Here is a 25,846-nt window from a genome sequence, read left to right as displayed (position 1 = left end):
NCCAGGGTCTCCCCGCCGACCAGGCGGCGGATCTGGCGTCCGGTGGCACCGACCGCGCGCAGCAGGGCCAGTTCGCGCCGGCGCTGCTGCACCGACAACGCCAGGGTGCCGGCGAGGACGAACAGCGCGACCGCCATCGAGATGCCGCCGAAGGTCGCGCTGAGCGCGACGACGTTCTCCAGGGCGCTGTCCACGTCGAGGAACTCGGCGGTGCCCCGGCCGTCGCCGGTGCGCACCGACAGCGGCAGGCCCCGCACGGCCCGGCGGACCGCCTTGGCCACGGCGGTGGAGTCGGCATCGGGGGCGGGATAGACACCGAAGACGTCCACCAGGCCCGCGGTGAGGCGGCTCGCCTCGGCGTCGGAGACGAAGACGGCGGGCCTCGGATCGGCGCTGTGGGGGGCGGCGACACCGACGACGGTGTAACCGCCTGCTACCCGGTCGGTGGCGGCCACGGTCACCCGGCTTCCGGGGGCGAGATGCGCGCCGCGGGCGAGGTCTGTGTCGACCACCACCTCCCCGGGGCCGGCCGGTGCGCGTCCCTTCGTCAACCGGTAGGGGGTGAGCCGGGCGCTGCCCCAGCCGTGGAGCTGCACGGTGTCGGGGGTGATGATCTCGGTTCCGGCTATGGCCAGTCCGACGGGCAGCGAGACGTCCGGGACCACCCCGGCCACGCCGGGGACGGCACGCAGCCGGTCGGCGAGGTCCGCCGCGGGGCGCACCCGCTCCGGCAGGGCCACGTGCTCGGTGTTCTTCCCGTCCCCCGAGCCGTAGGTGAAGGCCAGTGACTGCCTGCCCGCGACCACTAGGGGAACGTCCCGGTAGCGCTCGGTCGGCGGATGGGAGGTGAGCGCGGACTGGAACAATAGCCCGCACGCGGTGATCAGCGCACAGGTACACACCAGGGCGACGACCGAGCCGAGGAAGACGGACCTGCGCGTCCGCAGGGTCCGCAGCGCCAACCAGAGCACCGTCACCCCCCGAGCCCGAGCAGGCGCCGGGCCACCGCCTCCGCCGACGGGTGGGGCACGGTGTCCACGATGCGGCCGTCGGAGAGGAACACGACCTCGTCGGCGAACACGATCTCCGGACAGGTGACCAGCGCCCGGGCGATGGCCACCCGCTGCTGCTGCCCGCCGGACAGCGCCGCCGGGCGGTGTCGGACCCGCTCCTGCAGGCCGGTGCGCGCCACCGCCTCGCGCACCCAGGCGCGGTCGGCGCGGGTTCCGGACAACCGGAACGGCAGCGTGATGTTCTCCAGCGCCGTCACCGCGGCCAGACCACCGCCATAGGACTTGACGACCCGCTCCAGCCCAACCACATCCGCGTCACCGTGCATGACCCATATCTTCCTGCCCCACCGCAACCGCGCGCGTACGCTCGCGACAATCTCGTGGGTGCCCCGCGTGCCGCCAAGGTCGAGGGATGGAGAGATTCCGCCGTTCACCCGTTCACCCCAACCGGGAGGTCGGGGCTGCTGGAAGGGACGTCCGACCGGCCGGTCCAGCGGCATCTGCCGGACCTACTACACCCAGCCATTCCTGGCCCGGATCGCCCAGGACAGCATCGCGTTCCTCGCGCAGTTCGCCGAGCACACCGACGGCGGCATCGACATCCGCGACGGCGACGGCGGCACCGGCGGCGGCCTCCAATGCCACCGCGAGGATCTTGACCAGGCGGTTGTGCCGCTTGGACGCGCCGGGGCTCACGACGACCATGCCCGTCCACGATCTCGATGCCCGCGCACTGCTCCTCGGACCACGACTCGTACTCCCCCGCCGTGATCCGCTGATGCATCCAGACAAGGCTGATCATCCCCGACGTGCTGGCGGGCCTCCTTCGGAGGGCCGGACAGACCACATCCGTTCACCCAGCGTAACGCCGATTTCGCCGCCCCCGATCTGTGGATGGCCGGCTCAACCCGACCTGACCTGAGCCTCGCCGCGGTTCCGCGGAACCGCGGACCCGGCCGGCGGCCCCGCGACCGATCGAGCAGTCATGCCGACCCGACTCGACGCCGACCCCCGACTCGATGCCGACCCCCGACTCGATGCCGGCCCCCGACTCGATGCCGGCCACAGAGCAGGCGTCGAATTTTCGTCCGGGTNCCGTGTCGATCGGCGGCTGTGCCGTTCGACCTGGTGGTGAGAGGGTCGGTAGGCGACCCGTGCTCGAGGAGGTCAACGATGGCGAAGTACATGCTGATCATGCGGGCCACGGACGAGTCCCTGGCGAAGATGATGTCGACACCCTTCGAGGAGATGCTCGAGACGGTGGGCCGTTTCAACGAGGAGCTGATCCGGGCCGGCGTACTCNTCGCCNCCGAGGGCCTCGACGATCCGGCCCAGGGCGTGGTGGTCGACTTCGGCGGCGAGACTCCGGTGGTCACCGACGGCCCCTACGGCGAGACGAAGGAGCTGTTCGGCGGCTTCTACCTGATCGACGTCGCGTCGAAGGAGGAGGCGGTGCAGTGGGCCCGGCGCCTGCCGGCGAGTGCCGGCGCAAAGTGCGAGATCCGCCGGGTGCCGACCATCGACGAGTTCCCGCAGGACAACGAGTGGGTCATCAGGGAGCGGGCGTGGCGCGAGCGGACCGGCCAGCTCTGATGCCCGCGGCCGTCGATGGTCCGCCGCGTGACGAGTCGGCCCGGCGGGCCGTCGAGGCCGTCTGGCGGATGTCCTCCGCCCGGATCGTCGGCGCGCTGGCCCGCTACACCGGGGACGTCGACCTCGCCGAGGATGTCGCGCAGGAGGCGGTGGCCCAGGCGCTCGTCGCCTGGTCGCGCGACGGCGTGCCGGCGAACCCGGTGGGCTGGCTACTCACGACCGCCCGGCGGCGCGCCATCGACGGTTTCCGCCGCCGGTCGGCCCTCGACGAGCGCCACGCCCTGCTCGCCGGCCAGCTCGCCGAGGGCGAGACCAGCTCGAGCCTGTACTCGGCCTCGGGCTCTGCCTCGGCCTCGGGCTCGGCCTCGGGCTCGGTGCCACCGGCGGACCGGTCGGACGACCTGCCGTGGGATCCCGACCGGATCGACGACGACGTCCTCGCGCTGACGTTCGTCGCCTGCCACCCGGTGCTCTCCCCCGAGGCCCGCGTGGCGTTGACGCTGCGCGCGGTCGGCGGGCTGACGAGCGAGGAGATAGCCCGGGCGTTCCTGGTACCCGTCGCGACGGTCCAGGCGCGGATCACCCGGGCGAAGAAGACCCTCAGCGCGGCCAGGGTGCCGTTCGCCCTGCCGCCGGCCGAGGAACGACGCGGCCGGCTCGGTGGTGTCCTGAGCGTGCTCTACGTGATCTTCACGGAGGGCTCGACGGCGACCACCGGGGACAGCCTGCTGCGCCCCGACCTCGCCTACGAGGCCATCCGGCTGGCCCGGACGCTGGCCGCCCTGATGCCCGCCGAACCGGAGGTGCACGGGCTGCTCGCCCTGTGCGAACTCACCGCCGCCCGCTTCCCCGCCCGCACCGGTCCCGACGGCGAGGCCGTGCTCCTGGCGGATCAGGACCGGCGCCGCTGGGACCGCTCGGCGATCCGCCGCGGCCTGGCCGCCCTCGACCGGGCCGCGGCGCTCGGGGCCGCCGGCCTCGGACCGTACGGGCTGCAGGCGGCGATCGCCGGCTGCCACGCGTCAGCGCCGTCGGTTCCGGAGACCGACTGGGAGCGGATCGTGCTCCTCTACGAGGCGCTCGGCCGCGTCGCTCCGTCCCCCGTCGTCGAACTCAACCGAGCCGTCGCCGTCGCGATGGCGCAGGGACCGCGGCAGGCACTGGCCATCGTCGACGACCTCGTCGCCACCGACCGGCTGGCGGGGTCGTACCTGCTCCCGAGCGTGCGCGGCGAGCTGCTCGGCCGGCTCGGCCGAACGACGGAGGCCCGATCCGAGCTGGAACTCGCCGCCCGACTCTGCCGCAACGCCCGCGAACGAGCGGTCCTCATACACAAGGCGGCCGCGCTGGCGTGACCGTCTTCCGCGGTTCCGCGGTTCCGCGCCGCGGGGTCGATGTTCACCCTGTCCGGAAGAAAAAGGGCACCTCAGATCGACCGCTCCACTCATCTGATCGAGCGATCCTGCGCCNCTGCGGGCGGCGGCCTCACCAGCGATGAATGGCGGAGCTATGCCCCCGTGTCCCGGACAAGAGCACCTGCCGGTAATCAGGACGCGGGGTGCTCCCCGGTCTCGGCGGGCTCGGGACGGAAGGTGGGGATCTGCTCGCCCGCCTCGATCGGGATCGTGAGGCGGTTCTGCGGCGGGGCGAGCGGGCAGGGGGCGTACGGGGTGTAGGCGCACTGCAGGTTTCCGGCGCGGTTGAAGTCGAGCACGAGCTGCATGCTGCCCGGGACGGGCAGGGGCGTGATCAGCCGGCGGCTGGCGCGGTAGGTGGTGACGCCGCTCGTCGCATCGGTGAACAGGATGAGTCCGGCGCCCGCGAGATGCTCGGCGCGCAGGAGGATCAGCCGCAGCTCGGCACCGTCGAGGGCGAAGACGGCTTCTCCGATGGCCTCGTGGGTGTGCACGATGCCGTCGACCGCCGCGGCGACCTCGATCGGGCGCGGGGCGGAATACGGCGCGAACTCGGCCGGGATCACCCAGGCGGGGTCGTAGTCGAACGCCGGCGTCCGGACGTAGGTCTCGCGCAGCGGGTGCCGGGGATCGAGCGAGCGGAGCAGGTCGTGCCCGCCGCGGCGGGACAGCTCGACGACGACGTCGCCGAACGACGCCGCCCTGCGGAACTCCCGCTCGCGGACGGGGCCGAAGACATGGCGCCCGGTCACGGCTTCACCGTCGACGGTGAGGGACTCTCCCTCGTCGAGCTCGACGATCGGCCCCTGTTCGCCCGTGGCCCACCGTCCCGGGAAGCCCTCGACGCGGCCGGGCTCGCCGTCGAGGAAGTGCAGTGCGCTGTAGGCGAGGAATCCGTATGGCTCGCGCCGCTGCTGCTCCGCCTCCTCCCGCCACGCGTCCCATTCGGCTCGCGCGGTCTCGGTTGCAGTTGCGGTCTCGGTGGCGGTCGCGGTCTCGGTGGCAGTCGCGGTCTCGGTGNCAGTCGCGGTCTCGGTGGCAGTGGTCATGGTCGATTCCTCACCTTCGATGGTCCGTGCACGTTGACGTCGTTGCCGGTCACGCCGTCGTTGCCGGTCACGCCGTCGTTGCCGGTCACGCCGTCGGGGCCCGGTCGTGCGCCGGGAGACGCGGGAAGATCTCCTGCGCGATCAGCCGAAGTCCGTCGCGGAACTGGGGGGAGGACTGCGGCAGCGGGACGCTGAACAGGTAGTCGGTCGACCGCGTGAACGCGGCGTCCTGCAGGAGCTGCTCGACGACGTCGTCCGGGTCGCCGTACTTCACGTTCGACCTGGTCAGGAACTCCTCGGCCGTGGCCGGCGGGCCGCCCGGGGTGACGTACTGGCCGGGGTTGCGGCGCAGCTCGGAGTCGAGCAGAGCGATCGCGTCGCGCTTGGACGCCGCCGGGAGCACGACGCGGGAGATGCCGATCCGCGGGCTGCGCTCACCGGTGTGGGCGTCGAGGTAGTCGCTGATGAGACCCGCCTGGACCTCGCCGGCGTCCCCGGACGGGACGAGGCGGTGCAGGAGCAGCCGGTCACCGGCGCGCCCGATCTCGGCCGCCGTCCGCGGGTTCCCGGTCGCCTGCCACAGCCGCGGCAGCAGCCCGGCCGGCGGCGGGTACACGCTCACCTCCTTGTCGCCGGCGGCGATCGTGCCACCGAGGGCCCGACGCAGGTCGGCGAGCGCGTGGGCGTACAGCGACTCGCGGTCGTCCTCGGACAGGTTGAAAGCCTCGAAGGCGACGGTGGAGAAACCCCCGCCGTTGCTCTTGCCGACGCCGAACTCCAGCCGCTCGCCGCTGAGCGCGTCGACCAGCGCCGCCGTTTCGGCCAACCGGATCGGGTTGTCGAAGGTGAGCGGGACCACCGCGGTTCCCAGCCTGATCGTCGTCGTGGTCTGCGACGCCGCCGCGAGGAAGGTGAGCGCGGACGGGAGCCCGATGAGGGTGAAGTGCGCCTCCGCGGCCCAGGCCGTCTCGTAGCCGAGTTCCTCCGCGAGGCGGATGACCTCGAGCGACTGGTTGTACGTGCGGGCGGGCTCGCCGTCCGCGGGGATCGTCAGGAACAGCGACAGGCCGCGCTGCGGAGACGACGTCACGTCCACGGTCACCGTCAGGACCTCCAATGCAGGATTGTGGTGAAGTGCGGGCCGCCGACCAGCGCCCGGGGAACGGACCGCGAGCAGCGGGTCCTCACCGTTCGGTCGAGTCGACGAGTTGGCGGGAGTCGGCGGTGCGGGCCGGGGCTTGGGCCTGGGGCTGAGCCGGGGGCTGGGCTGAGAGCTGGCCGCGGCCGTAGACCAGATCCAGCACCGCGCCCGCGTCGAGGCCGCCGAGGTCGCTGCCGTCGCCGCGCCAGGCGACGTGATGGTCCGGCCGGACGAGCGCGTACGGGGCGCCGTACAGCTCGCGCGCCGCCGGATCCGGCAGGTGGATGACCTCGAGCTCGATGCCCCGGGCGTCGGCCGCCGCCTCGAAGGCGCCGACGGTGCTGGCGGTGCCGACGGTGCTGGCGGTGCTGGCGGTGCTGGCGGTGCCGGTGGTGCCGGTGTCGTCGGCGAGGACGAGCAGCGCGACGTGGGAGCCGATCCGGTCGTAGAGGGTGAACCCGAAGGGGTCGAGGTTGCCGTTCGGCGCCCGGTGGCCCGGTCGCGCGTCGTCGGCGTACGCGAAGGCATCCCAGGGCGCCTCGGCCTCGATCTGCCCATCCTCGTACCGGATGACCGACGAGGCGTCGTACCGCTCGTCGAAGACCACCCCGAGCGGCAGGCTGCGGCCCGCCCCGAGGATCTCGCCGATCTCGGCGCGCCGGCGGGCCGCGTCCGGGCTGGTGTCGGCGTCGGCCGGGACCCCGAGGGCGCGGACATGCTCGTACGCGGCCGTGTGCCGCTGATCCTCCGCCAGGGCGTAGTCGGCGATCCGCCAGTTGTGCGGGCGGCGCTCCTCGTCGTAGGAGTCGAGCAGGCGCGGGCCGGCCTGGCCGCGCAGCACGGCCGCGAGCTTCCAGCCGAGGTTCACCACGTCGCCGAAGCCCTCGCACAGGTTGCCGCCCGGCGTGCGGACATGCGCCGCGTCGCCCACCAGCGCGACCCGGTCGCGGTAGAAGGTGTCGGCGATGCGGGTGCTTTTGAAGAACGGGGTGAGCGACACGACCTCGAGGTCGACGTCGAAGCCGAACGCCGCCCGGGCCTGTTTGATCAGCTCGTCCGTGGTCGGATCACGGTCGAGCGGGTACGGCCCGGCGTACGCCCGCCAGTCCGTCTCGTTCAGGGCCGCGAGGAACCCGCAGTAGCGGTCGTTGTAGATCACGGCGGTGGCGGGCNGGAACGCCCCGAGCGCGGCCGAGGTGTCCGAGGTGGTCCGCACGACGAACCGGAAGTACCGCTCCTCGGCGTAGCTGCCCGAGCGCGGAATCTGTGCCAGCGTGCGGACCGTGCTTGTCCCGCCGTCGGCGCCGACGACGTACCGGGAGCGGATCGTGCGCCGCCGGNCGGTCTCGACCTCGACCACCGTCGTCGTCACGCCGTCGGGGTCGCTCGCCAGGTCCTCGACTCGCCAGCCGCCCGAGACCGCGGTGCCGATCTCCGCGAGCCGGTCGAGGAAGACGCGCTGCAACACCGTCTGCGGCCGGCGCAGCATGGTCTCGGTGGAGTACCGGCCGGTCGTGCCGAGCCCGAACGACCGCAGGGTGGTCCCCGCGAGCTGGTGCCCGGCGAGCGAGGTGAGCAGGAGATTGCCGGTGTTCCACTCCGGCGGGAAGGTCCACGCGTGCTGGATCCGTTGCAGCAGCCCCCACCCGCGGATGACCTCGAGCGCGCGGGGCGTGTACCCGGCGGCGCCGGCCCGGACCAGCGTCGCCCCGGGCGCGGCATCCACCACCGCGGCCCCCACCCCGTGCCGGTGGAGCTCGAGGGCGGTGCCGAGGCCGTTGGGTCCGGCGCCGACCACGAGGACGTCGACCCGCTCGGCGGGGTCGGTCCGCGGGAACACGAGGGCGTCGACCTGCCGCTTGCCGCGACTGATCTCGTTGCGTGCGGGCATGGCTACCGCCGCCCCCCGTCGCGGACCGGATCGCTGGACTCCCCCGTCGCGGNGGCGCCGCGCGCCGCGCCGGAGATCCCGAGGTTGTCCCGCAGGGTGTCGTGGGCGTACTCGCGCCGGAACCGGCCGCGGTCCTGCAGCTCCGTCACCACGCCGTCGATGAACTCGACGAAGCCCGCGGGCTGGACGTCGATGTTGATGACGAAGCCGTCCGACGCCCGGGTGTCGACCCATTCCACGATGTCGTCGGCGACCTGCTCCGGGGTGCCCACGATCATTCGCTGGCCGCCGGAGAGGTTGTGGAACAGCAACTGGCGGATGGTGAGCCCCCGGCGTCGCGCCTCGGCGACGAGCTGGTCCCGACGCGCGGTCACCGCCGGCGCGGCCGCGCGCGCCGCCAGCTCGGAGTAGGGCAACTGCGCGTCGAGGTCGAGCCCGGAGACGTCGAACTCCAACTGTGCGGTGAGGAGCTCGACCAGCGGCCCCANGGCGAGCAGCTCGTCCAGCTCCCGCTTGCGCTCGCGGGCCGCGGCCTCGGTCGCCCCGAGGACGGTGAACAGACCTGGCAGGACGAGGAGATCGTCGGGATCCCGCCCGTTCTTCGCCGCGAGCCCCTTGACCTCGGCCGAGAACTCCCGCGACAGCTCCGGAAGCCGCTGCGAGGTGAACAGCGCGTCCGCCCAGCGGGCGCCCAGTTCCTTGCTCTGTCTCGACGCCCCGGCCTGGAAGAGCACCGGGCGGCGGCCCTGGTAGCCGCCGGGCAGCGGGAGCACCCCGGACGTCCGGTAGAACTCGCCCGCGACGTCCACCGGCCGGGTGCGCCGCGCGTCGATGTAAAGGTCGGCCTCCGCGTCGGCGACCACCGCCTCCTCGGGAAGCGAGGCCCACAGTGCGTCGACGGCGGCGATGAACTCCTCGGCCTTGCGGTAGCGCGCCTGCGGTTCGAGGATCTCGTCGACGCCGAGCGCGGAGCGGGTGACGTCCTCCTGGCTGGTGATGATGTTCCAGCCGGCGCGTCCCTTGCTGACGTGGTCGAGGGTCGCGATCGAGCGGGCGAGCAGGAACGGGTTGCCGTGGATGGCCGGGTTGGTCGACACGAGTCCGATGTGCTCGGTCTCGCGCGCCAGCGCGGCGAGCAGGACGGTCGGATCCGTCCCGCGCCAGGGCCGACGGTAGGAGGCGGCGTCGAGCGAACCAAGGCGGTCCGCGATGAAGATCGCATCGAAGCGGGCCCGTTCGGCGAGCCGCGCGATCTCGGTGTAGTAGTCGATGCCGGCGATCCAGTCCGAGGTCGGCGGCAGGGTCTTCCAGGCCGCGTCGTGGCGGCCGGTCGCCTGCAGGTTCAGGCAGAGCCGCACCTGTCTTGTCATGGTCTTCCCTTGTGATCGTCGGGATCAGGTGGTCGGCGGCGTCAGGTGGTCGGCGGCGTCAGGAGACGGCGAGTCCGGCCCGCAACCGTTCGCGCTGCACGCGGTCGGTCGGTCCGGAGGTGAGGGTCGGCGCCGAGCCCACGAGCAGCCGGGTGTAGGGGTGCGTGGGGGCGGTGACGATGCGCGCGGTGTCGCCGGCCTCGACGATCCGGCTGCGGTAGAGCACGATCGTCCGGTCGGAGATCCCCGCGACCGACCCGAGATCGTGGGAGATGAACAGCATCGCGACGTCGACGGTGGAGCGCAGTTCGCGGAGCAGTTCGAGGATCGCGACGCNGTTGGCCGAGTCCAGGGCACTCACCGGCTCGTCCAGGATCAGCAGGCGCGGCTCGCCGATGAGCGCGCGGGCGATCGCCACCCGCTGGCGCTGCCCGCCGGAGAGCTCGCCGGGGAACCGGTCCAGCAGTGACTCGTCGAGCCGGACAGCGCGGAACTGACGGCGGACGGCGGCGTCGATCGCCGCCCGGTCGAACCCGCCGCGGATGCGCAGCGGTTCCGCGACGGACGCGGCGACGGTGTGCTCCGGATCGAGGCTGCGCAGCGGATCCTGGAACACGTACTGGACGACACCGTCGCGGCCGAACGCCCGCCGCTCCCGCCCCGACAGGTGGGTGACGTCGCGTCCGCCGACGTGCACGGAGCCGGCCGTGGCCCGCACCAGGCCGAGCACCGCGCGCGCGAGGGTGGACTTGCCCGCCCCGGACTCGCCGATGACGCCGACGGTCTCGCCCGGGCGGATCACCAGCGAGGCGTCCTCGAGCGCCTGCTTGCGCCCGCGGCCACGGCCGAAGTGGACGCCCAGCCCGTCGACCCGCAGGACCGGCTCCGTCGACTCAGGCGCGCTCGAACTCCTGGGCGCCGGTACCGACACCGATACCGACACCGGCTCCAACACCGACACCGACACCGGCTCCGACACCGGCAGGCGCGGACCGGAGGCGGAGGAGGCGGCGGCGCTCAGGCCGTACTGCTCGTGCTCGGCGACCAGCAGCCGCGTGTATTCGTGCTGCGGAGCGTGCAGGATCGCGGCCGTGGGGCCCTGCTCGACGACGTGCCCCTCACGCATGACGAGCACCTCGTCGCAGAGCTGCGCCACGACGGCGAGATCGTGCGAGACGACGATGAGCGACAGCCCGATCCGTTCCTTCAGCTCGACGAGCAGGTCGAGGATGCCGGCCTGCACCGTGGTGTCGAGCGCGGTCGTCGCCTCGTCCGCGATGAGCACCTCGGGCTCGAGGGAGATCGCGATGGCGATGAGAACGCGTTGCAGCATCCCGCCGGACAGCTCNTGCACGTACTGCTCGTAGACGTAGTCGGGATCACGCAGGTGGACGGCGTCGAGCAGCTCGATGGCCCGCTGCTTCGCCGCGGCCCGGCTGAGCCCCTGCTTGACCCGCAGTACCTCCTGGACCTGCTTGCCGACCCGGATCGACGGGTTGAGGTACGACGCCGGGTCCTGGAAGACGGCGCTGATCGAGGTGCCGCGCAGGGCCGTCCACTCCGGCCGGGACAGGCCGGTGACGTCGCGGCCGAGCAGCTCGATCGAGCCGCCTGCGACCTCGATGTGCTCCGGCAGGACGCCGAGCACGGCCTTGCAGGTCAGCGACTTGCCGCTGCCGGACTCCCCGACGATGCCGACGACCCCGCCGCGCCTCAGCCGCAGGCTCACGCCGTGCACCAGCTCCTCGTCGGCGGCGTCGTTGTGGATCCGCACATCGGTCAGCGTGAGCACCGTGTCGCGGTCGACCGCGTCTCGGTCGGCGGGACCAGCCACGCTCGGCGTCATCTGCTGCTCCTCAGTCATGGCCGGGACGGATCTGCCGGGTCCGCCAGGTCTGCCAGGGCGGCGAGCCGCCGTGTCCGGTTGGACCTGGCGGTCTTCGCGCCGGTCAGGGCGCGGCCGGTCTCGCCCGCGGCGTCCCGGATGGCGTCCGCGAGGAGGTTGNAGGCCAGGACGGCGGCGAGGATGAGCAGGGTCGGGAAGATCGGTGCGTACGGCTTCTGAGCGAGGTAACCCAGATCGGACGCGAGGATCCCGCCCCAGGTCGGGGTGGGCGGCTGGATCCCGATCCCGAGGAAGGTCAGGCTCGAGATCACCACCAGCCCGATGCCGAGGGTGGTGGCCAGGGTGACGGCGATCGACGGCAGCACCTTGGACCACACGTGACTGCGGACGATCCAGGACGTCGACGCCCCGGCGATGGAGGCCGCCTCCACGTACTGCGACCGGGCGACGGACATCGTCGCCGCCCGGCTTACCCGGTAGAACACGGGCGCGAGGAGCATGCCGACAACGATCATGGCCTGGGTGATCCCGTTGCCGAGCAACGCCGTCATGGCGACCGCGAAGACGAGGAACGGCANGGCGATGAACGTGTCGACGACCCGCAGGCTCAGCCACTCGAACACCGAGCCGAGATAGACCGACAGGATGCCGGGGATCGTGCCGAGCACCAGGGCGATCCCGGCGACCTCCAGCGCGCTCACGATGCTCAGCGGCGCGCCGGCGAGGATGCGACTGAGCACGTCGCGGCCGATGTAGTCGGTGCCCAGCCAGTGCTTGGCCGAGGGCCCCGCGAGCGTCTGGTCGCCGCCCTTGAGCGGGTCGTAGGGCGCCAGGACGGGGCCCAGCACGGTCACGAGGGCGATGATCGCGAGCAGCGCGAGGGCGACCCGCGCGGTCGTGAGCCGCAACACGGTTCTGATCACGCCTCAGACTCCCCGGTCGGCGTCAGGGGTGACGCGGTTGAGCACGATGTTGACGAGCAGGTTGAACACCACGACGAGGACGACCGAGACGACGAGCACGCCTTGGACGGCCGGCACGTCGCCGCGGACCGCGGCCTGGCTGGCGTACACGCCGTACCCGGAGAGCCCGAAGATCGCCTCGATGATCACCGCGCCGCCCAGCAGGTTGGGGAACTTCAGGCCGAGGACCGCCAACGCCGGCGCGATGCCGTTGCGCAGCACGTGCACGAAGAAGATCCGGCGCGGGCCGAGGCCGCGCACGATCGCGCCGGTGACGTAGTTCCCGCGGTAGGCCGACACCAGGCCGTTGCGCAGCTGCCGAGCCACGTCGGCGGCCGTGTCGAAGCTGAGCGCGATCGCGGGGAGGAGGAGATGGCTCAGCCACGGGCCCAGCCCGGCCTGGATCGGCACGTAGCCGGCGGCCGGCAGGAGCTGCAGGCTCACCGCGAACACCGCCGCCAGCCCGATCCCCACGATGAACGGCGGCAGCACCGAGATGACCGTGGTGAAGGTGGTGATCGCCCGGTCGGGCCAGCGGGTGTGGAAGTGGGCGGCGAGCGCGCCGAGCAGGAATCCGAACACGATGCCGAGGACGAGGGCGACCCCGGCGGCCGAGAGCGTGATCGCGGCCCGCTGGNCGAGCGCGTGCGCCACGCTGAGCCCGTTGTACCAGCTCGTTCCCAGGTCGCCGTGCAGGACCGAGCCGAGCCAGTCCCCGTACTGGACGAGAAAGGGGCGGTCGAGGCCCCACTTGTGCTCGATGACCGCCACGGCCTGCGGGGAGGCCGCGTCGCCGAGCTGCAGGTAGGCGGGGCTGCGCCCGCTGAGATGCCCGAGCAGGTAGGTGAGGAAGGTGCCGAGCAGGAACACCGGAACGAAGATCGCGAGCAGCCGGGCGGTCGAGGCGGCCNCCCGGCCGATCCGGTGAGCGACCACGCCACGATGGGCGGCAGGCGGCGCGGTGAGCGCGGGCGGTGGTGCGGACACTGGCTTCTACTCCCGTTGATCTTTCGTCGTGCGGGCTACTCGCTGGTCGGCGGGGTCGGTCGGGTCGGCGGGGTCGGTCGGGTCGGCGGGGTCGGTCGGGCAGGCGGGGCCCGTCTGCACGGACCCCGCCTGCGCCGGTTCAGTCGCCGTGGGTGAAGGTGACGCCCTTCCAGCTCAGGAAGCCGTCGATCGCGGGCAGGTCGGACAGCGACTTCTTCTTGGCGATGGCGGAGGCGTAGGTGTAGAGCGACACCGTGGAGCCGTTCTCGTAGCCGGCCTTCGCGGCGGCCTGCAGGCGGGACGGGTAGTCCGGCGAGTCGAGGGGCGTGGCCCGGACCGCCTTGAGCGCCTGCTGGAAGGGCGCGGACGTGTACGGCGAGCTCAGGTTGAGCACCCCGCCGGTGTCGTAGTGCTCGGTGAGCGCCTGGACGTGGGAGTCACGGCCGACGTAGCCGAAGATCGACGCGGCGAGCGTCTTGCCGTAGTACCCCTTGCCCCAGTTGGCGAAGTCGGTCAGCTTGATGGTCGTCCTGATGCCGACGGCCTTGAGCTGCCCCTGGAGGACTTCCGCAACCTGGTCGAAGTTGGTGGCGACGCCGGCGATGTCGAAGGAGATGGCACCGTCCGCGTAGCCGGCCTTCGCCAGGATCTCCCGAGCCCGGGCCGGGTTGTAGGGGTGCTCGGAGTCCAGCGCGTCGACGTAGGCCGGGTGCCCCTTGGGGAAGGGCTGGTGGCTGGGCTCGCCCTCACCGAATCCGANCTTGGTGGCGAACTCGGCGGGGTTGACGGCGTAGCGGATCGCCTCGACGACCTTCGGGTCAGTGAACGGCGCCTTGTTGACGTTGAGGCTCAGGAAGGTCGACCCCCACTGGCGGTTGACTCCCGCCAGGATGTCGAAACCCGCGCTGCGGGCCTGCTGGATCTGCGAGCCGTCGATCTGGGCGAAGTTGTACACGCCGGACTGCAGGCCCGGCACGAGCGTGTTCGCGTCGATGCCGAAGTTGATCTCGATCCGCTTGACGTGGATGTTCGCCGCGTCCCAGTAGCCGTCCCACTTCTCCAGGACGATCTTCGATTCGGGGACGATCTCCACGACCTTGTACGGACCGGCGCCGACCGGGTTCGTCTGGCTGAGCTTGACCGGATCCGCCTGCGCGGCCGCCTTGCTGGGCAGCATGCCGCCGCGCACGGAGAGCAGGCGGGGGATCTGGTAGTCCTGCTGGCCGAGGTCGAGCCGCACCGTGAGGTCGTCGATCACGGTCGCCGACTTGACGTTGTTGTACGACCCCTTCAGCGCCGAGTTCTGCTGCGACTTGATCCGGTCGATGTGGAACTTGACGGCCTCGGCGTTGACCGGCGTCCCGTCCTGGAAGGTCAGCTTGGGCTTCAGCCGGATGGTGATCTGGTCGCCGGCCTGGTTGTACGAGTAGCTCTCGGCGAGAGCCGGCTTCACCTCACGCTTCTCGTTCAGCGTGAACAGCGACTCGTAGATGGGCGTGAGGTAGTTCGTCGCCCCGGTCGATCCGGTGACGACCGGGTCCCAGGCAGTCGCGATCTGCTTGGTCCCCCAGTGGACCGTGTCCGAGCCGCTCCCCCCGCCGGCGGCCGCGCTGGTCGAGCATCCGGCCAGAAGTGCGCCGGCCGTCACCAGTGCGGTGAGCACGCCGATGCGCCGCTTCCTCGTTCTGATCATGTCTCTCCGATCGGGGGATCGTTCGGGTGCCGCCATGGCTGTGCCGGCGGTCGTCGCACGACGGGCGTGATGGTTCGCGCGACGGGAGGGAGGTCCCGTCGCTGTTGTCGACGTCGTTGTCGGGGTTGCCGTCCTCGGCCCGACCGTCCGGCCGGGTCTGGGGGCCCGGCGACGGCGCATCAGGGGGACGTGTCCGAACCCGGCGCCACGCCTCTGGAGCGCGGGTGGACTGTGGAGGGGGAACTACTCAGGAGGGGCCGCTGTTCGGGAGGGGCCGCTGTTCGGGAGGGGATCTGTGCGTGTGGAGCGCTCACGCTCGGGGGCACCGCCTGGGGGCCCCGCCCCTCATCGACAGATGGCGCTACCGGTACGCATGAAGTCGACCTCACGACAGGNGACGAGCGGCATGAGCGCGCGAAGGCCCGGCACCAGGCCCGGCACATCCGCCCTCGGTTCNTCGATCGTCACGCGACCGATCAAAGCCGGCCGGAGCGGCGATGTCAACCCATGTTGTAATGATTCTGTGCAGGTAACCCGATGCAACCCCAGCATGACGTGCGACAGCGACCCCGCATCTCATGCCATCATCCCTTGACGATGACCTGCAGGTTCCGGCAGTCCAAGGAGTCCCTTGACCAGATCCGTTGCGGCCGAACCCACCCCGATGCGCACGACCGCCCGCTCCAGGCCGGTCGACACCGGCAGCCTCTGTCTCGACCTCGTCGCCACCCGCACCCCGGGCGGCCCGGATCTGCTCACCGCGACAGCCGGCGCGGCGGCGTGGCTCGGCACGTTCGACCTGCCGACCCCGGCGGCCGGGCTCACGTCGCGTGACCTGGACCGGATCCAGGAACTGCGCGCCGCCGTGGACCGCCTCGTCCAGGCCCGGCTCGCCGGCACCGGCCCCGATCCCGAGGATGTCGGGCACCTCAACACCTGCGCCGCGGCGCCGACGCCGACATCCTTCCTCCGCGGGGATGCGTGGGCGCGGATCGAGGTCCCGCAGCCCGACCTGGCCGGCGTGCTGTCCGTTCTCGCGCGCGACGCGGTCCACCTGTTGACCACGAGCGAGCCGAGCCGCCTGCGCTCCTGCGAGGGCTGCGGGCTCGCCTTCTACGACCGCTCACCCTCCGGCGGCCGGCGCTGGTGCTCGATGAAGCGCTGCGGCGAGCGCACCGCCTCCGCCAACTACCGCAGACGCCACGCCGATGCCGACAACGGCGGTGCCCCTGACGGCCAGCCGACCCACGCATCGAGTCAACAATTCGGATGATCTGCGGCCGCGCCGGCGGCATCGTGACCGTGCTCGGACTGGCTGAGCCCACCGGTTGCAACGTGACCATGCCGTGGCAGCACGACGGTCACGGCAGTGCGTGCTTGGCTGCTTCGGGCAGCGGCAGGCCGAGCCGCTCCCGCAAGGTGGCTTCCTGATATTCGTGGGGCCACAGCCCTCGGCGTCGCAGGATCGGGATGACGTGGTCGACGAAGGCGGGCAGGCCGTCGGCGATCACATCCGGCATGAGGGTGAAGCCGTCCGCGGCGCCGCCCCGGTACCAGTCCTCGATGATGTCGGCGACCCGTTCGGGTGGCCCGGCCGCGACGAGGTGGCCGCCCCAGCGCGGGCGCAGCAGGTCGCGCACGCTGAGCCCACGGTGGGCCCGTTCCAGCAGCCCGAGGTCGAGGACTCCGACCGCGCCGTCCACGCCCAGCGGCGGCAGCAGGTGGGGCGGGATGGGACGGTCGGGGTCCAGGGTCTCCGGGTCGAGGATGTCCGGGTCGAGGCGGAGTTTGTCGGCGAGGACAGCCCGCGCGCTGTCGCGATAGGCGAGCTCGTCGAGACGGCGCAGCCGATCGGCGGCTTCGGCGTCGCTGCTGGCGATGGAGGTCATCAGGCCGGGCAGGATGGTGATGGAGGCGGGGTCGCGGCCGTAGCCGGCCGCCCGGCCGCGGATGTCGGCGGCATACGCGCGGGCGGCGTCAAGGCTGGTGGCGCCGGAGAAGACGGCGTCGGCGGTGCGGGCGGCGAGGTCGCGTCCGGGGTCGGAGGCGCCGGCCTGGAAGATGACGGGATACCCCTGCTCGGACGGTGGGAGCGGCAGCGGTCCGCGGACCACGAAGGTGGCGCCGCGATGGTCGATCGGAACCAGCTTGCCGCGGTCGGTGAACGCGCCGGTGGCGACGTCGGCGAGCAGCGCGCCGGGCCGCCAGCTGGCCCACAGGGCGCGCACGACGTCGACGAACTCGTTGCCGCGGCCGTAGCGGTCCGCCCGGTCGGCGATGCGGGCCTCCCCGAAGTTCTCGGCGATGACGGGTACGAAGGTGGTGACGGCGTTCCAGCCGACTCGGCCGTGGCTGACGAGGTCGAGGGAGTGGAATCGGNGGGCGATGTTGTAGGGCTCGTTGAAGCTGGTCGACGCGGTGCCGACCAGGCCGATGTGCGTGGTGGCGCGGGCGATCGCGGTGAGGATGACGGTCGGTTCGAGGTAGTACGCCTCCTGGGGGTGGTCGGTGAGATCACCCCACAGCCCGGGCACATCGGAGAGGAAGACCGCGTCGAGCAGGCCGCGTTCGGCGACCTGGGCGGCCTCGACCCACCGGTCGACGCTGGNGAAGGTGTAGGGGTCGGCCTCCGGCCAGCGCCAGGCGCCCGGGTGCACCCCGGTGGCGGCGCCGACCAGGTGTACCGTCAGGTGGAGACGGCGGGAGCCGGTCATCGGGTGGCGAAGTCGAGCACCTCGTCGCGGGCGAGTTCGAGGTCGCCGAGGGCGAAGAAGGTGGGCGGCAGGCCGGCGAGGTCGGTCGCGCGGGCGGGAGCGGCATAGGCCNGGATCGACTCACCGCCGGGTGGGCCGGCCGGGCCGAGGTAGCTGGTCCAGCCACGCAGCGAGGCCGCGCGGTGCCAGGTGCGTTCGTCGTTGATCGCGTGGCTGGAGGCGGTGNGGTGCCGGTCGTCCAGTACCGGGGCGTGCAGGAGGAGCAGCGACGGAAGCGGCTGCCCATGATCGCGCAGGTACAGGGCCAGGCCGGCGGCGATCGCCGCGCCGGCGCTGGAGCCGACGATGGCTGATCGCGTTGGATCGACCCNGAGCTGCGCGGCCGTGTCGTGCAGCCACTGCCAGGCGGCCGCGGCGTCCTGGAGCGCCGCCGGGTAGGGGTNGGTCGGGGCGAGTCGGTAGCCGACCGAGACCACGACTGNCTCGGCTGCGCGCGCATACCAGTCGCAGTGCGGGTCGAACTGCTCCAGCTCGCCCATGGTGAATCCGCTACCGTGGACGAACAGCACCGCCGGAGCCGGGTCGGGCCCGTCAGCCGGGCGGTAGCTGCGTACCGGAACCCGATGGCCCGGATCGACGCCCACCACCGCGTCCTGCGGGAACGTGGCCGGGCCACCCGGCCAGAGTTGATCAAGAACCCGTCGTTGTGGTGGATGCAGGAATCGTGCGCGCAGTTGCGGGTCCAGACGCTCGGGCAGCGGCGTGCTCATCGCGCGGCCGTGGGCTGGGCCGTGCGCCTCCTGCTGTCGGGTCACGACCGCTCCTCCGCACCCCAGGCAACTTTTCCTGTCCGGATATTATGTTGAACGATCGAGTTTAATATATCAGTCAGCGTGTAACGCCGGAGCGATAACCTGGCCGGGTGACCACAGGGAGGAACGCGTCGACACCGCTGCGCGGCCGGATCGACAAGCGGGCTGCCATCCTCGACGCGGCGCTGCGGGTGTTCGTTCAGGAGGGCTACGGCCTGGCGCGCGTCGAGACCATCGCCGAACGGGCCGGCGTCGCCAAGCCGACCGTGTACAACCACTTCCGGGACAAGGAGAACCTCTTCCGCACGGTCATCCTCGATGGGGCGCAGCGCACCGGCGACCGGATCGTGGCCGCGCTCGACCTCCTCCCCGACGACGGGGCGGACCTGGCCGGCGCCCTCACCCGGGTGGCCCGCAACGTCATCGACTGTCAGCTCAACGACGAGGGCTGGGCCCTGCAACGCCTCATGTACGCCGAGGCCGCCCGCTTCCCCGACCTGTTCGACGATGCCCTGCGCCTTGGCGGCGCCCACGTGCACATCGCCCTCGCCGGGCGCCTGGCCCGACTGGCCCATCGCGGTCACCTCGACATCGACGACGCCGACCTCGCCGCCGGCCACTTCCTCGCCCTCGTCTCCGGCGATCTCCCGACGCTGTCCGCTCTCGGCACCCGCGCCGTCACCGACCACGACCTGCAGGCCGCCATCGCCGCCGGCGTCAACACCTTCCTGCGCGCCTTCAACGCCACTCCCCCGGACCCGAACCGCCGGCCGGCACCAACCACCCGCGCCTCGACCTCGCGGTAGCGCCGGCACCCGGCCGTCGCCGGATTCTCGGGCCGGTCGCTCGCAGTCGTCCTTGACCTCGGCGCGGGTTAGCTGAGACACGCCAGCAGGCGCTGGCAGGCGGACGGATCGCCTGTGACGGTGTAGCTGTCCGCCCTGATGGTTGACCCCCGGTAAGCCGGCGCAGGCGGACGTTGTCCTCCACCCCCGGGGGGAGGGACGGTCGCCGCGATCTCCACCCACGGTCGAGCCGCGAAACCCACCGGTACGGCGATGACCGGGAGATCGAAGGATCGGATTCTGTCGGCCATGGGAATTTCAGTGACGGCGGGCGCGGCGGTCACGCCGAGCGCCGCGATCAGCGTCGAAGGTCTGACGAAGCGTTACGGCAGGCACACCGCCATCGAGAACATGTCATTCGGCGTCCGCGGCGGGGCGGTCACCGGCTTCTTCGGGCCCAACGGCGCCGGCAAGACGACGGTGCTCAAAGTGATCAGTGGGCTGGCCCGGCCGAGTGCCGGGCAGGTGCTGCTGAACGGCCGCGAGGCGCGCACGCCGGAAGCGCGCACGTTGGGGGTCTTCATCGAGCCCTGTGGCGCACACCCGGGTCGCTCGGCGCGGGCGCACCTGCGTTCGCTGGCGGCCCTGGCCGGGCTGCCCAGGGCGCGAGTCACCGAGATGGTCGAGTTGGTCGGCCTTGGGCAGGCCGGGCGTCGCAGGGTCGGAAAGTACTCGCTCGGTATGCGGCAGCGGCTTGGCCTGGCGGCGGCGCTGCTCGCCGATCCGGACATCCTGGTGCTGGACGAGCCGATGAACGGGCTGGATCCGCGCGGGATCCAGTGGTTGCGCACCCTGCTGCGCGAACGGGCCGACGCGGGCCNCACCGTCGTGTTGTCGAGTCATTCGCTGANCGAGGTCGAGCGCACGGTCGACGATGTCATCGTCATCGACCGAGGGCGTCTTGTGCATCAGGGCCGGATGGCTTCGATCGCCGAGAGTGGCTTCTCCCTCGAGGACGTCTTTCTTAGGCTGACCGAAGGCGAGGACGCGTGACCGGCCGGCTGGTCAGGGGCGAGCTGATCAACATTCTGACCACGCGCACGCCGCTGGTCTTCGCGGCGGCCTCGGTCGCGCTGACGGCCGCGAACGTCCTGATTGTCACGCTTGCCTCGGGGACGCTCGACGAGGTGGGAGAGAAGGAGGAGGCCCTGTCCGGGATGCCGATCCTGTTGCTGCTGCTCGGGGCGGTCGGTGTCGCCGGCGAGTTCCGGCACCGCACCGCGGCTCCCGCGGCGCTGGCCTCGGGCGCCTCGCGGGAACGTCTGCTGCTCGCGCGGGCCACGGCGTACGCGATCGTGAGTCTGGTCGTCGGGTCGGCCATGGTGGCGGTGTCGCTGGGGGCCGGGCTGCCGCTGTTGGCTCGGCAGCCCGGCCCCGGCCTGAGTGCCCGCGAGGCGACCGCGGTGGCGGTGGGCCTGCTGACGTCGTCGGTGCTCGCGACGATGATCGGCGTGGCCGTCGGCGCGCTGGTTCGCAACCAGGTCCTGGCCGCGGCCGGCGCACTGATCCTCACCTTCGTCGTGAACCCGCTGCTCGACCTCGTCCGGCAGGACGCGTCGGACTACACCCCGTTCGGCGCGGTGGGGGTGCTGACCCGGATGTCCCACGGGCCGGATCGCCTCTCCCTGACTGCGGCGGCGATCGTCCTGGGCGCCTGGACGGTGGGGCTCATGTGCGCGGCGTTGGCCGGGGAACGCCGGCGCGACCTGGCATGACCATCCGGCGCGGGCTGGTGTTCGATCTCGTCGTCACGGTGGCCGCCACGATCGCCGAGCTCAGCCTTCTCCTCAACGACGACCACACCGCGCGGGTGTCGACGGTGCTGCTGGCGGTTGTGTCCGGCGGTGCGCTCACAGCGCGCCGCCGGGCGCCGTGGGTGGTGCTCCTCGCGACGCTCGCTCTGGCTGCCGCGCTGGTGGCTGCCGGTGACGCACCGGGCGGTGTGCCTGTCCTGGTAGCGCTCTTCACGATCGCCGAGGGTGACGACTGGCGCCGCGCGCTCGTCGCGCTCGTGCCCACCGCGGTGCTCCTGGCCGCGCTGTCGATCGTGTCCGTCCCGGTGACGGCCGCGGTGTGGGCGTTGGGCGCGTACGCGCGGACCCGCCGTCGCTACGTGCGCGCGCTCGAGGAGCGCGCCGAGGACCTTCAGCGTGAGCGGGAGTATCTGGCCCGGATCGCGGTCCACGAGGAGCGCGCGTCGATCGCCCGCGAGCTGCACGACATCGTCGCCCATTCGGTGACCGTGATGCTGCTCGGCGTGCGCGGCGCCCGGGACGTGCTGCATACCAGGCCGGACCGGGCCGACGAAACGCTGGCGCGGGTCGAGACGAGCGGGGAGCAGGGCCTCGCCGAGCTTCGGCGGATGCTGACCGTGCTGCGCGCACCCGGCGCCTCCGCCGACTCCCGCCCCATGCCCGCGCTGACGGACCTGGATGAGCTGGTCGGCGACTACCGTGCCGCCNGGCTGCCCGTCGAGCTACGGGTGACGGGGAAGCCCAGAGCGCTGTCCGGCGGACTGGAGCTGTCCGTCTACCGCATCACCGAGGAAGCGCTGACCAATGTGCTGAAACATGCCCGTCCGAGCCAGGTGACGGTCACGCTGGCCTACCGGGACGGAAGCATTGACGTGGCGGTGACCGACGACGGTGCGACCGGGTTGGCGCGGGCGCCGGTCGGTGATGAGGACCCGCGGGACGCCTCGATGACCAGCGAGCCGGCCCGGCACGGCCTCGTCGGGATGCGGGAGCGGGTCGCGGTGCTCGGTGGCGAGCTGGAGTTCGGCCACCGGCCCGGTGGCGGGTTCCGCGTGGCGGCCCGCCTGCCGACGGGCGGTGGGGCAGGAGCGCCCGCCGCGCCGGCCCGTCGAACCACCGGGGAGTGAGGAGGGGAGTCGGATGACCATCCGCCTGTTGATCGTGGACGACCAGGAGCTGATCCGGACGGGCCTGCGGCTGATACTCGAAACCCAGGAGGACTTCGAGGTGGTCGGCGAGGCCGCCGACGGCCGGGAGGCGCTCGCACGGGCCGAGGAACTGCGACCTGATGTCGTCCTGCTCGACATTCNCATGCCGCGCATGGACGGCGTGGAGACCACCGCCCACCTGACCGCCGACGGGCCCACCCCGCCGCCGCGCGTCCTCATCCTGACCACCTTCGACCTGGACGAGTACGTCTTCGGCGCGCTGCGCGCCGGGGCGGCCGGATTCCTGCTCAAGGACGCCTCCCGCGAACGCCTGATCGAGGCGATCCGGGTCCTGCATGCCGGTGACGCGCTGCTGTCACCGTCTGTCACCCGGAGGCTGGTCGAGGCCTTCGCCGGCCGCATCCGCCCGCCGACCCCACCCGGCCTGCTCAACGCCCTGACGCCACGCGAGCGGGAGGTACTGGTCCTGGTCGCCCGAGGACTGTCGAACACCGAAATAGCCGGGCGCCTGGTCGTGACCGAGGCGACCGTGAAGAGCCACCTGGGTGCCGTGCTCGCCAAGCTCGGACTGCGTGACCGGGTGCAGGCCGTGGTGCTCGCCTACGAGAACGGCGTCGTCGTCGCNGGCGAGCCGGCGTAAGCCCGGCCGCCGATGACGAACCGGGCCGCGGGGCTGCCAATCGGATCACACACCTCGTTCCGTCGATCTGGGCTACGACCTCCCCCACCTGCGCCTAACCTGATAAGGACTGGAATTGACGCAGAAGGAGATCTCTATGCCCAGGTGTCCGCACACGTCCTGTCGACGGTCCCGATGAGTGCGCCGGTGGTCGTCGCGGTGGTGGGTGGCGGGGCGAGCGGTTGCCTCGCCGCCGCCCAGCTGGCAAGGTCCGTGGCGGTTACCGGCCGCAGGTTCACAATATTGCTCGTCGAACCGGACGACGTCGGCGAGGGCCTGGCGTATCGGACCCGGGATCCGCGGCACCGGCTCAATGTCCCGGCCGCGAAGATGAGCGCATTCGACGATGATCCGCAGCACTTCCTGCGCTGGCTTCGTCGGCACGTCGCGGTCGACTTTCCAGCCAGGGGTTACGCACCCCGCCAGTTCTACGCCGACTACCTCCGCCACACGCTGGAGGAGACGCTGCGCGCCGCGAGCGGGGTGCACTGCGAGCGGGTGCGCGCTCGCGCGACGGACCTCCGCCGGCATGGCCGCCGGCTGCGCCTCACGCTCGACGACGGGACCAGCCATCCGGTCGACGGTGTCGTCCTCGCGCTCGGGCACGGCGCCGCGACGACGTCGTGGGCCCCGCCGGCGCTGGCCCGGTCGCCGCGGTTCGTCGGTGATCCATGGCGGGCGGATTCCCAGCCCCACGTCCCGGCTGGCAGCGACGTGCTGCTCGTCGGCTCGGGCCTGACGATGGCCGACATGGCCCAGCGCTGGAGCCGGGCCGGCGTGCGCCTGCATGTGACCTCGCGTCACGGGCTGCTTCCGCTCCCCCACGTGCTGGACCCGGCGCCGCCGCTGGCCGCCCCGGAGTTGCCCGCCGGACCGGTGAGCCTCGCCCAGGCCCGCCGGCTTGTCTTCGATCACATCCGCGCGGCCGGTGGCGACTGGCGGCGGGGCGTGGACGCGATGCGCCCGGTGACGGCCGAGCTGTGGTCGCGCCTGGACGCGGCTGCCCGGTCGAGCTTCGTCGCCACGACGATGCGGCGCTGGGACCAGGTGCGCCACCGCGTCGACCCCGCCATCCACGCCTGGCTGGAGCAGCGCCGCGCCGAGGGATCGCTGGTCGTGCACGCCGCGCAGGTCGTCGACGCTTCCGACACCGCGGCCGGCGTCGAGGTCTCGCTCAGCGACGGCTCGCGGGTACTCGCCGCGGCCGTGGTCAACTGCACCGGTGCGGGCGCCGGCGTGCGGACCAGCCATGATCCCCTGGTCATGAACCTGCTTGCCACCGGCCTGGCGACCCCGGACAGCCTGGACCTGGGCTTCGCCACCGAGGCGTCCGGGCGGCTGGTCGCGGCCGACGGACCCCGGCCGGCGATCTGGGCCATCGGACCGTTGCGGCGCGGCGAGCTGTGGGAGAGCACGGCGATCCCCGAGATCCGCGGCCAGGCGGCCTCGGTCGCCCGCGCCGTCGTGGCCGCCCTGCCTGGGCCACAGGGCGTCCGGCGGGTGCGCGACCCCTACGGCCTGCCCCTCACCGCCAGCCCGGAGGCGGCCGGTCGCTATGTCGCCGGGCTCGGACGGATCCTGCGGGTACAGTCCGGAGCCGAAGCGCTGGTGGCCGAAGCGGTCGCGGCCGACCCCCAGTTCGCCCTCGGGCAGGCGGTGCTGGCGCTGCTCGGTGCCGAGTGGGGCGCCGACGTCGACGTGGAAACGGCTCTGCGGAACGCGCAACGCCACGCCGGCCGGGCCGACGAGCGTGAGCGACGCTTCATCGAGGTCGTCGCCGCCCGCATCCGCGAGCCGGGGGGAGCCGGTTCGGCCGCGGCACTGCTCAGCTACATCCACGCCTACCCGGAAGATGCCCTGGCCGTCAGCATCGCTGTGCCGACGATCGCGTTCAGCGGCGCGACGGAGCTCCCGGCCGAGGCCTGGGCCCTGGTCGAAGGCCTGGCTGCCGTCTACCGCGACGACTGGTGGTACCGGGGGCTGCTCGCCTTCACCCGCCAGGAGCAGGAGCGCTGGGACGAGGCGGCCGAACTCGCCGCACTGGCGCTGGCCGTCGAACCGACCGCCGGCCACGCCGTCCACGCGAAGACCCACGTCCACTACGAGACCGGCGACCATGAGGCGGGGCTGGCCTGGTTGGACGCCTGGATCTCGACCTGCGGGTCGGATTCGTCGCATCGGGCGCACTTCTCCTGGCACGCGGCCCTGCACGAACTCGCCCTCGGTGACGACAGCGCGATCCGGGCGCGTTTCTCGACCCAGCTCGCGCCGCCGGCCGTCTCCGGCGTCCGGGCGCTGATCGACTCGGCGTCGCTGCTGTGGCGCGGCTTCGCGGCCGGCGCCTGGACGTCGGTGGAACTCGGACCGGTGTTGGAGACCGTTCCCGCCGCGTTGCTCGTCGATCCGCCGACGCCCTTCGTCGGGCTCCACTCGGCGGTCNCCCTCGCCGCCGTGGGGGACTGCCGCCGACTCGCGCAACTGCGCCGGTCCGCGGCCGCCCGGAGCAACGCGGTGTTCACCGACACCGTCGCGCCGCTGGCCGACGCCCTGATGCATCTCCTGCACGGTGATCCCGACCGGGCGACCGACGCGCTGATCGCGTTGCCCGGCGTCGAGCGGCTCGGGGGCAGCGCCGCCCAGCGCGAGATCGTCGAGGACACCACGATCTACTGTGCCATCCAGGCCAACCGGCCCGACATCGCCCAGTCGCTTCTGCGGACTCGACTCGACCGCCGCTGCTCCCCCCGCGACGTCCACCGCCGTGCGCAGCTCCTCACGAGCCAGCAGACCGGACGCCCGTCACCGACCGACTGACCCGAGCGAACCGAGTGACCGGTGCTTCACCCGGGCCGGCGGCGGCAGCCCCGCCGCCGGCCCGGGAGTCCGAACACTCGTGCGGCGACCACCGCTCAC

At 72.2% G+C, this 25,846-nt stretch carries 16 protein-coding genes and 24 pseudogenes; 12 read left to right on the top strand and 28 right to left on the bottom strand.

The features are described 5' to 3' along the window. Position 1 precedes the first annotated feature (1 nt). The 3 genes and pseudogenes from FF86_RS66530 to FF86_RS32000 form a co-directional block, all read right to left on the bottom strand. A partial coding sequence (locus FF86_RS66530; protein WP_396229895.1) for an FtsX-like permease family protein occupies positions 2 to 194 on the bottom strand: 193 nt, incomplete at its 3' end. 779 nt (positions 195 to 973) lie between these two features. Then, positions 974 to 1,339, bottom strand: coding sequence for an ATP-binding cassette domain-containing protein (locus tag FF86_RS15050; RefSeq protein ID WP_044885870.1), 366 nt, complete (start codon positions 1,337 to 1,339; stop codon positions 974 to 976). Between the two features lie 295 nt (positions 1,340 to 1,634). Beyond that, a pseudogene (locus FF86_RS32000) lies at positions 1,635 to 1,815 on the bottom strand (Uma2 family endonuclease); the annotation flags it as partial. Positions 1,816 to 2,186: 371 nt separating this feature from the next. Here FF86_RS32000 and FF86_RS62470 point away from each other — a divergent pair. The 3 genes and pseudogenes from FF86_RS62470 to FF86_RS15035 all read left to right on the top strand — a co-directional run. Continuing rightward, positions 2,187 to 2,315, top strand: a pseudogene (locus tag FF86_RS62470) (transcription initiation protein); the annotation flags it as partial. 7 nt (positions 2,316 to 2,322) lie between these two features. Beyond that, positions 2,323 to 2,606: YciI family protein (locus FF86_RS15040; protein ID WP_242418802.1), on the top strand; the 284-nt coding region annotated here is incomplete at its 5' end. Then, positions 2,606 to 3,961 carry an RNA polymerase sigma factor gene (locus tag FF86_RS15035; protein WP_199865413.1) on the top strand — a complete coding sequence of 452 codons (1,356 nt, stop codon included), beginning with the start codon at positions 2,606 to 2,608 and terminating at the stop codon, positions 3,959 to 3,961. The genes FF86_RS15040 and FF86_RS15035, both read left to right, overlap by 1 nt. Before the next feature lie 191 nt (positions 3,962 to 4,152). Here FF86_RS15035 and FF86_RS49080 read toward each other — a convergent pair whose 3' ends face one another. The 17 genes and pseudogenes from FF86_RS49080 to FF86_RS49010 form a co-directional block, all read right to left on the bottom strand. Next, entirely contained in the window at positions 4,153 to 4,773 is a 621-nt protein-coding gene (locus tag FF86_RS49080) for a DUF1684 domain-containing protein (RefSeq protein WP_255355804.1), read from the bottom strand. Between the two features lie 382 nt (positions 4,774 to 5,155). After that, on the bottom strand, positions 5,156 to 6,172 hold the full coding sequence (locus tag FF86_RS15025; protein WP_044885923.1) for an LLM class flavin-dependent oxidoreductase: 1,017 nt from the start codon (positions 6,170 to 6,172) through the stop codon (positions 5,156 to 5,158). A gap of 82 nt (positions 6,173 to 6,254) precedes the next feature. Then, positions 6,255 to 7,383: pseudogene (locus FF86_RS49075) on the bottom strand (FAD-dependent monooxygenase); the annotation flags it as partial. Position 7,384: 1 nt separating this feature from the next. Next, a pseudogene (locus tag FF86_RS49070) lies at positions 7,385 to 7,551 on the bottom strand (FAD-dependent monooxygenase); the annotation flags it as partial. A gap of 1 nt (position 7,552) precedes the next feature. Beyond that, positions 7,553 to 8,102 (bottom strand): FAD-dependent monooxygenase (locus tag FF86_RS49065; protein ID WP_242418801.1); only part of this gene is annotated, 550 nt, incomplete at its 3' end. 53 nt (positions 8,103 to 8,155) lie between these two features. Beyond that, a pseudogene (locus FF86_RS49060) lies at positions 8,156 to 8,589 on the bottom strand (nitrilotriacetate monooxygenase); the annotation flags it as partial. A gap of 1 nt (position 8,590) precedes the next feature. Continuing rightward, on the bottom strand, positions 8,591 to 9,472 hold an 882-nt coding region (locus tag FF86_RS49055), incomplete at its 3' end, for an NtaA/DmoA family FMN-dependent monooxygenase (protein ID WP_242418800.1). A gap of 58 nt (positions 9,473 to 9,530) precedes the next feature. After that, a pseudogene (locus FF86_RS49050) lies at positions 9,531 to 9,808 on the bottom strand (ABC transporter ATP-binding protein); the annotation flags it as partial. Between the two features lies 1 nt (position 9,809). After that, positions 9,810 to 10,820, bottom strand: a pseudogene (locus tag FF86_RS49045) (ATP-binding cassette domain-containing protein); the annotation flags it as partial. Between the two features lies 1 nt (position 10,821). Further along, positions 10,822 to 11,318: ATP-binding cassette domain-containing protein (locus tag FF86_RS49040; RefSeq protein WP_242418799.1), on the bottom strand; the 497-nt coding region annotated here is incomplete at its 3' end. A 14-nt stretch (positions 11,319 to 11,332) separates the two neighbouring features. Continuing rightward, positions 11,333 to 11,477 (bottom strand): annotated as a pseudogene (locus FF86_RS62465) (ABC transporter permease); the annotation flags it as partial. 1 nt (position 11,478) lies between these two features. Next, a pseudogene (locus FF86_RS49035) lies at positions 11,479 to 11,895 on the bottom strand (ABC transporter permease); the annotation flags it as partial. A 1-nt stretch (position 11,896) separates the two neighbouring features. Next, positions 11,897 to 12,241, bottom strand: a pseudogene (locus FF86_RS49030) (ABC transporter permease); the annotation flags it as partial. A 3-nt stretch (positions 12,242 to 12,244) separates the two neighbouring features. Continuing rightward, positions 12,245 to 12,917: pseudogene (locus FF86_RS49025) on the bottom strand (ABC transporter permease); the annotation flags it as partial. Position 12,918: 1 nt separating this feature from the next. Beyond that, positions 12,919 to 13,190: pseudogene (locus tag FF86_RS49020) on the bottom strand (ABC transporter permease); the annotation flags it as partial. A gap of 216 nt (positions 13,191 to 13,406) precedes the next feature. After that, positions 13,407 to 14,026, bottom strand: a pseudogene (locus FF86_RS49015) (ABC transporter substrate-binding protein); the annotation flags it as partial. A gap of 1 nt (position 14,027) precedes the next feature. Then, a partial coding sequence (locus FF86_RS49010; protein WP_242418798.1) for an ABC transporter substrate-binding protein occupies positions 14,028 to 14,960 on the bottom strand: 933 nt, incomplete at its 3' end. Positions 14,961 to 15,591: 631 nt separating this feature from the next. On the opposite strand from FF86_RS49010, the gene FF86_RS14990 reads away from it, so the two are divergent. Continuing rightward, positions 15,592 to 16,233, top strand: a complete 642-nt coding sequence (locus FF86_RS14990) for an ABATE domain-containing protein (protein WP_044885860.1) — start codon at positions 15,592 to 15,594, stop codon at positions 16,231 to 16,233. Between the two features lie 88 nt (positions 16,234 to 16,321). Here FF86_RS14990 and FF86_RS14985 read toward each other — a convergent pair. The 8 genes and pseudogenes from FF86_RS14985 to FF86_RS49000 all read right to left on the bottom strand — a co-directional run. Further along, positions 16,322 to 17,339: pseudogene (locus FF86_RS14985) on the bottom strand (NtaA/DmoA family FMN-dependent monooxygenase); the annotation flags it as partial. A 1-nt stretch (position 17,340) separates the two neighbouring features. Continuing rightward, positions 17,341 to 17,568: pseudogene (locus FF86_RS49005) on the bottom strand (nitrilotriacetate monooxygenase); the annotation flags it as partial. 1 nt (position 17,569) lies between these two features. Continuing rightward, positions 17,570 to 17,674, bottom strand: a 105-nt coding sequence (locus FF86_RS62460) for a hypothetical protein (RefSeq protein WP_255355803.1), incomplete at its 3' end; no start/stop codon positions are given. Further along, positions 17,671 to 17,785, bottom strand: a pseudogene (locus FF86_RS66525) (alpha/beta hydrolase); the annotation flags it as partial. The gene FF86_RS62460 and the pseudogene FF86_RS66525, both read right to left, overlap by 4 nt. Before the next feature lies 1 nt (position 17,786). After that, positions 17,787 to 17,899, bottom strand: a pseudogene (locus tag FF86_RS66520) (alpha/beta hydrolase); the annotation flags it as partial. 1 nt (position 17,900) lies between these two features. Continuing rightward, a pseudogene (locus FF86_RS66515) lies at positions 17,901 to 18,044 on the bottom strand (alpha/beta hydrolase fold domain-containing protein); the annotation flags it as partial. 1 nt (position 18,045) lies between these two features. Beyond that, positions 18,046 to 18,116 (bottom strand): annotated as a pseudogene (locus FF86_RS66510) (hypothetical protein); the annotation flags it as partial. Positions 18,117 to 18,156: 40 nt separating this feature from the next. Next, positions 18,157 to 18,489: alpha/beta hydrolase (locus tag FF86_RS49000; protein ID WP_396229891.1), on the bottom strand; the 333-nt coding region annotated here is incomplete at its 3' end. A 107-nt stretch (positions 18,490 to 18,596) separates the two neighbouring features. Here FF86_RS49000 and FF86_RS14975 point away from each other — a divergent pair. The 8 genes and pseudogenes from FF86_RS14975 to FF86_RS14950 all read left to right on the top strand — a co-directional run. Beyond that, positions 18,597 to 19,292, top strand: coding sequence for a TetR/AcrR family transcriptional regulator (locus FF86_RS14975; RefSeq protein WP_044885858.1), 696 nt, complete (start codon positions 18,597 to 18,599; stop codon positions 19,290 to 19,292). Positions 19,293 to 19,580: 288 nt separating this feature from the next. Beyond that, positions 19,581 to 20,151, top strand: a pseudogene (locus tag FF86_RS48995) (ATP-binding cassette domain-containing protein); the annotation flags it as partial. A gap of 169 nt (positions 20,152 to 20,320) precedes the next feature. Next, positions 20,321 to 21,046, top strand: coding sequence for an ABC transporter permease subunit (locus FF86_RS14965; protein WP_044885856.1), 726 nt, complete (start codon positions 20,321 to 20,323; stop codon positions 21,044 to 21,046). Next, a pseudogene (locus FF86_RS62455) lies at positions 21,043 to 21,792 on the top strand (sensor histidine kinase); the annotation flags it as partial. The gene FF86_RS14965 and the pseudogene FF86_RS62455, both read left to right, overlap by 4 nt. Before the next feature lie 21 nt (positions 21,793 to 21,813). Next, positions 21,814 to 22,212 carry a sensor histidine kinase gene (locus tag FF86_RS66505; protein ID WP_396229894.1) on the top strand — a complete coding sequence of 133 codons (399 nt, stop codon included), beginning with the start codon at positions 21,814 to 21,816 and terminating at the stop codon, positions 22,210 to 22,212. Between the two features lie 13 nt (positions 22,213 to 22,225). Further along, positions 22,226 to 22,394, top strand: a pseudogene (locus FF86_RS48985) (response regulator transcription factor); the annotation flags it as partial. 1 nt (position 22,395) lies between these two features. Continuing rightward, positions 22,396 to 22,878, top strand: a pseudogene (locus FF86_RS14955) (LuxR C-terminal-related transcriptional regulator); the annotation flags it as partial. Positions 22,879 to 22,906: 28 nt separating this feature from the next. Further along, positions 22,907 to 25,372: pseudogene (locus FF86_RS14950) on the top strand (FAD/NAD(P)-binding protein); the annotation flags it as partial. Positions 25,373 to 25,846: the final 474 nt, after the last annotated feature.

Origin of the sequence: Frankia sp. CpI1-P (assembly GCF_001421075.1) — a bacterium.
GTDB classification, from domain to species: domain Bacteria; phylum Actinomycetota; class Actinomycetes; order Frankiales; family Frankiaceae; genus Frankia; species Frankia torreyi.
This window is presented reverse-complemented; position numbering and strand designations above follow the sequence as displayed.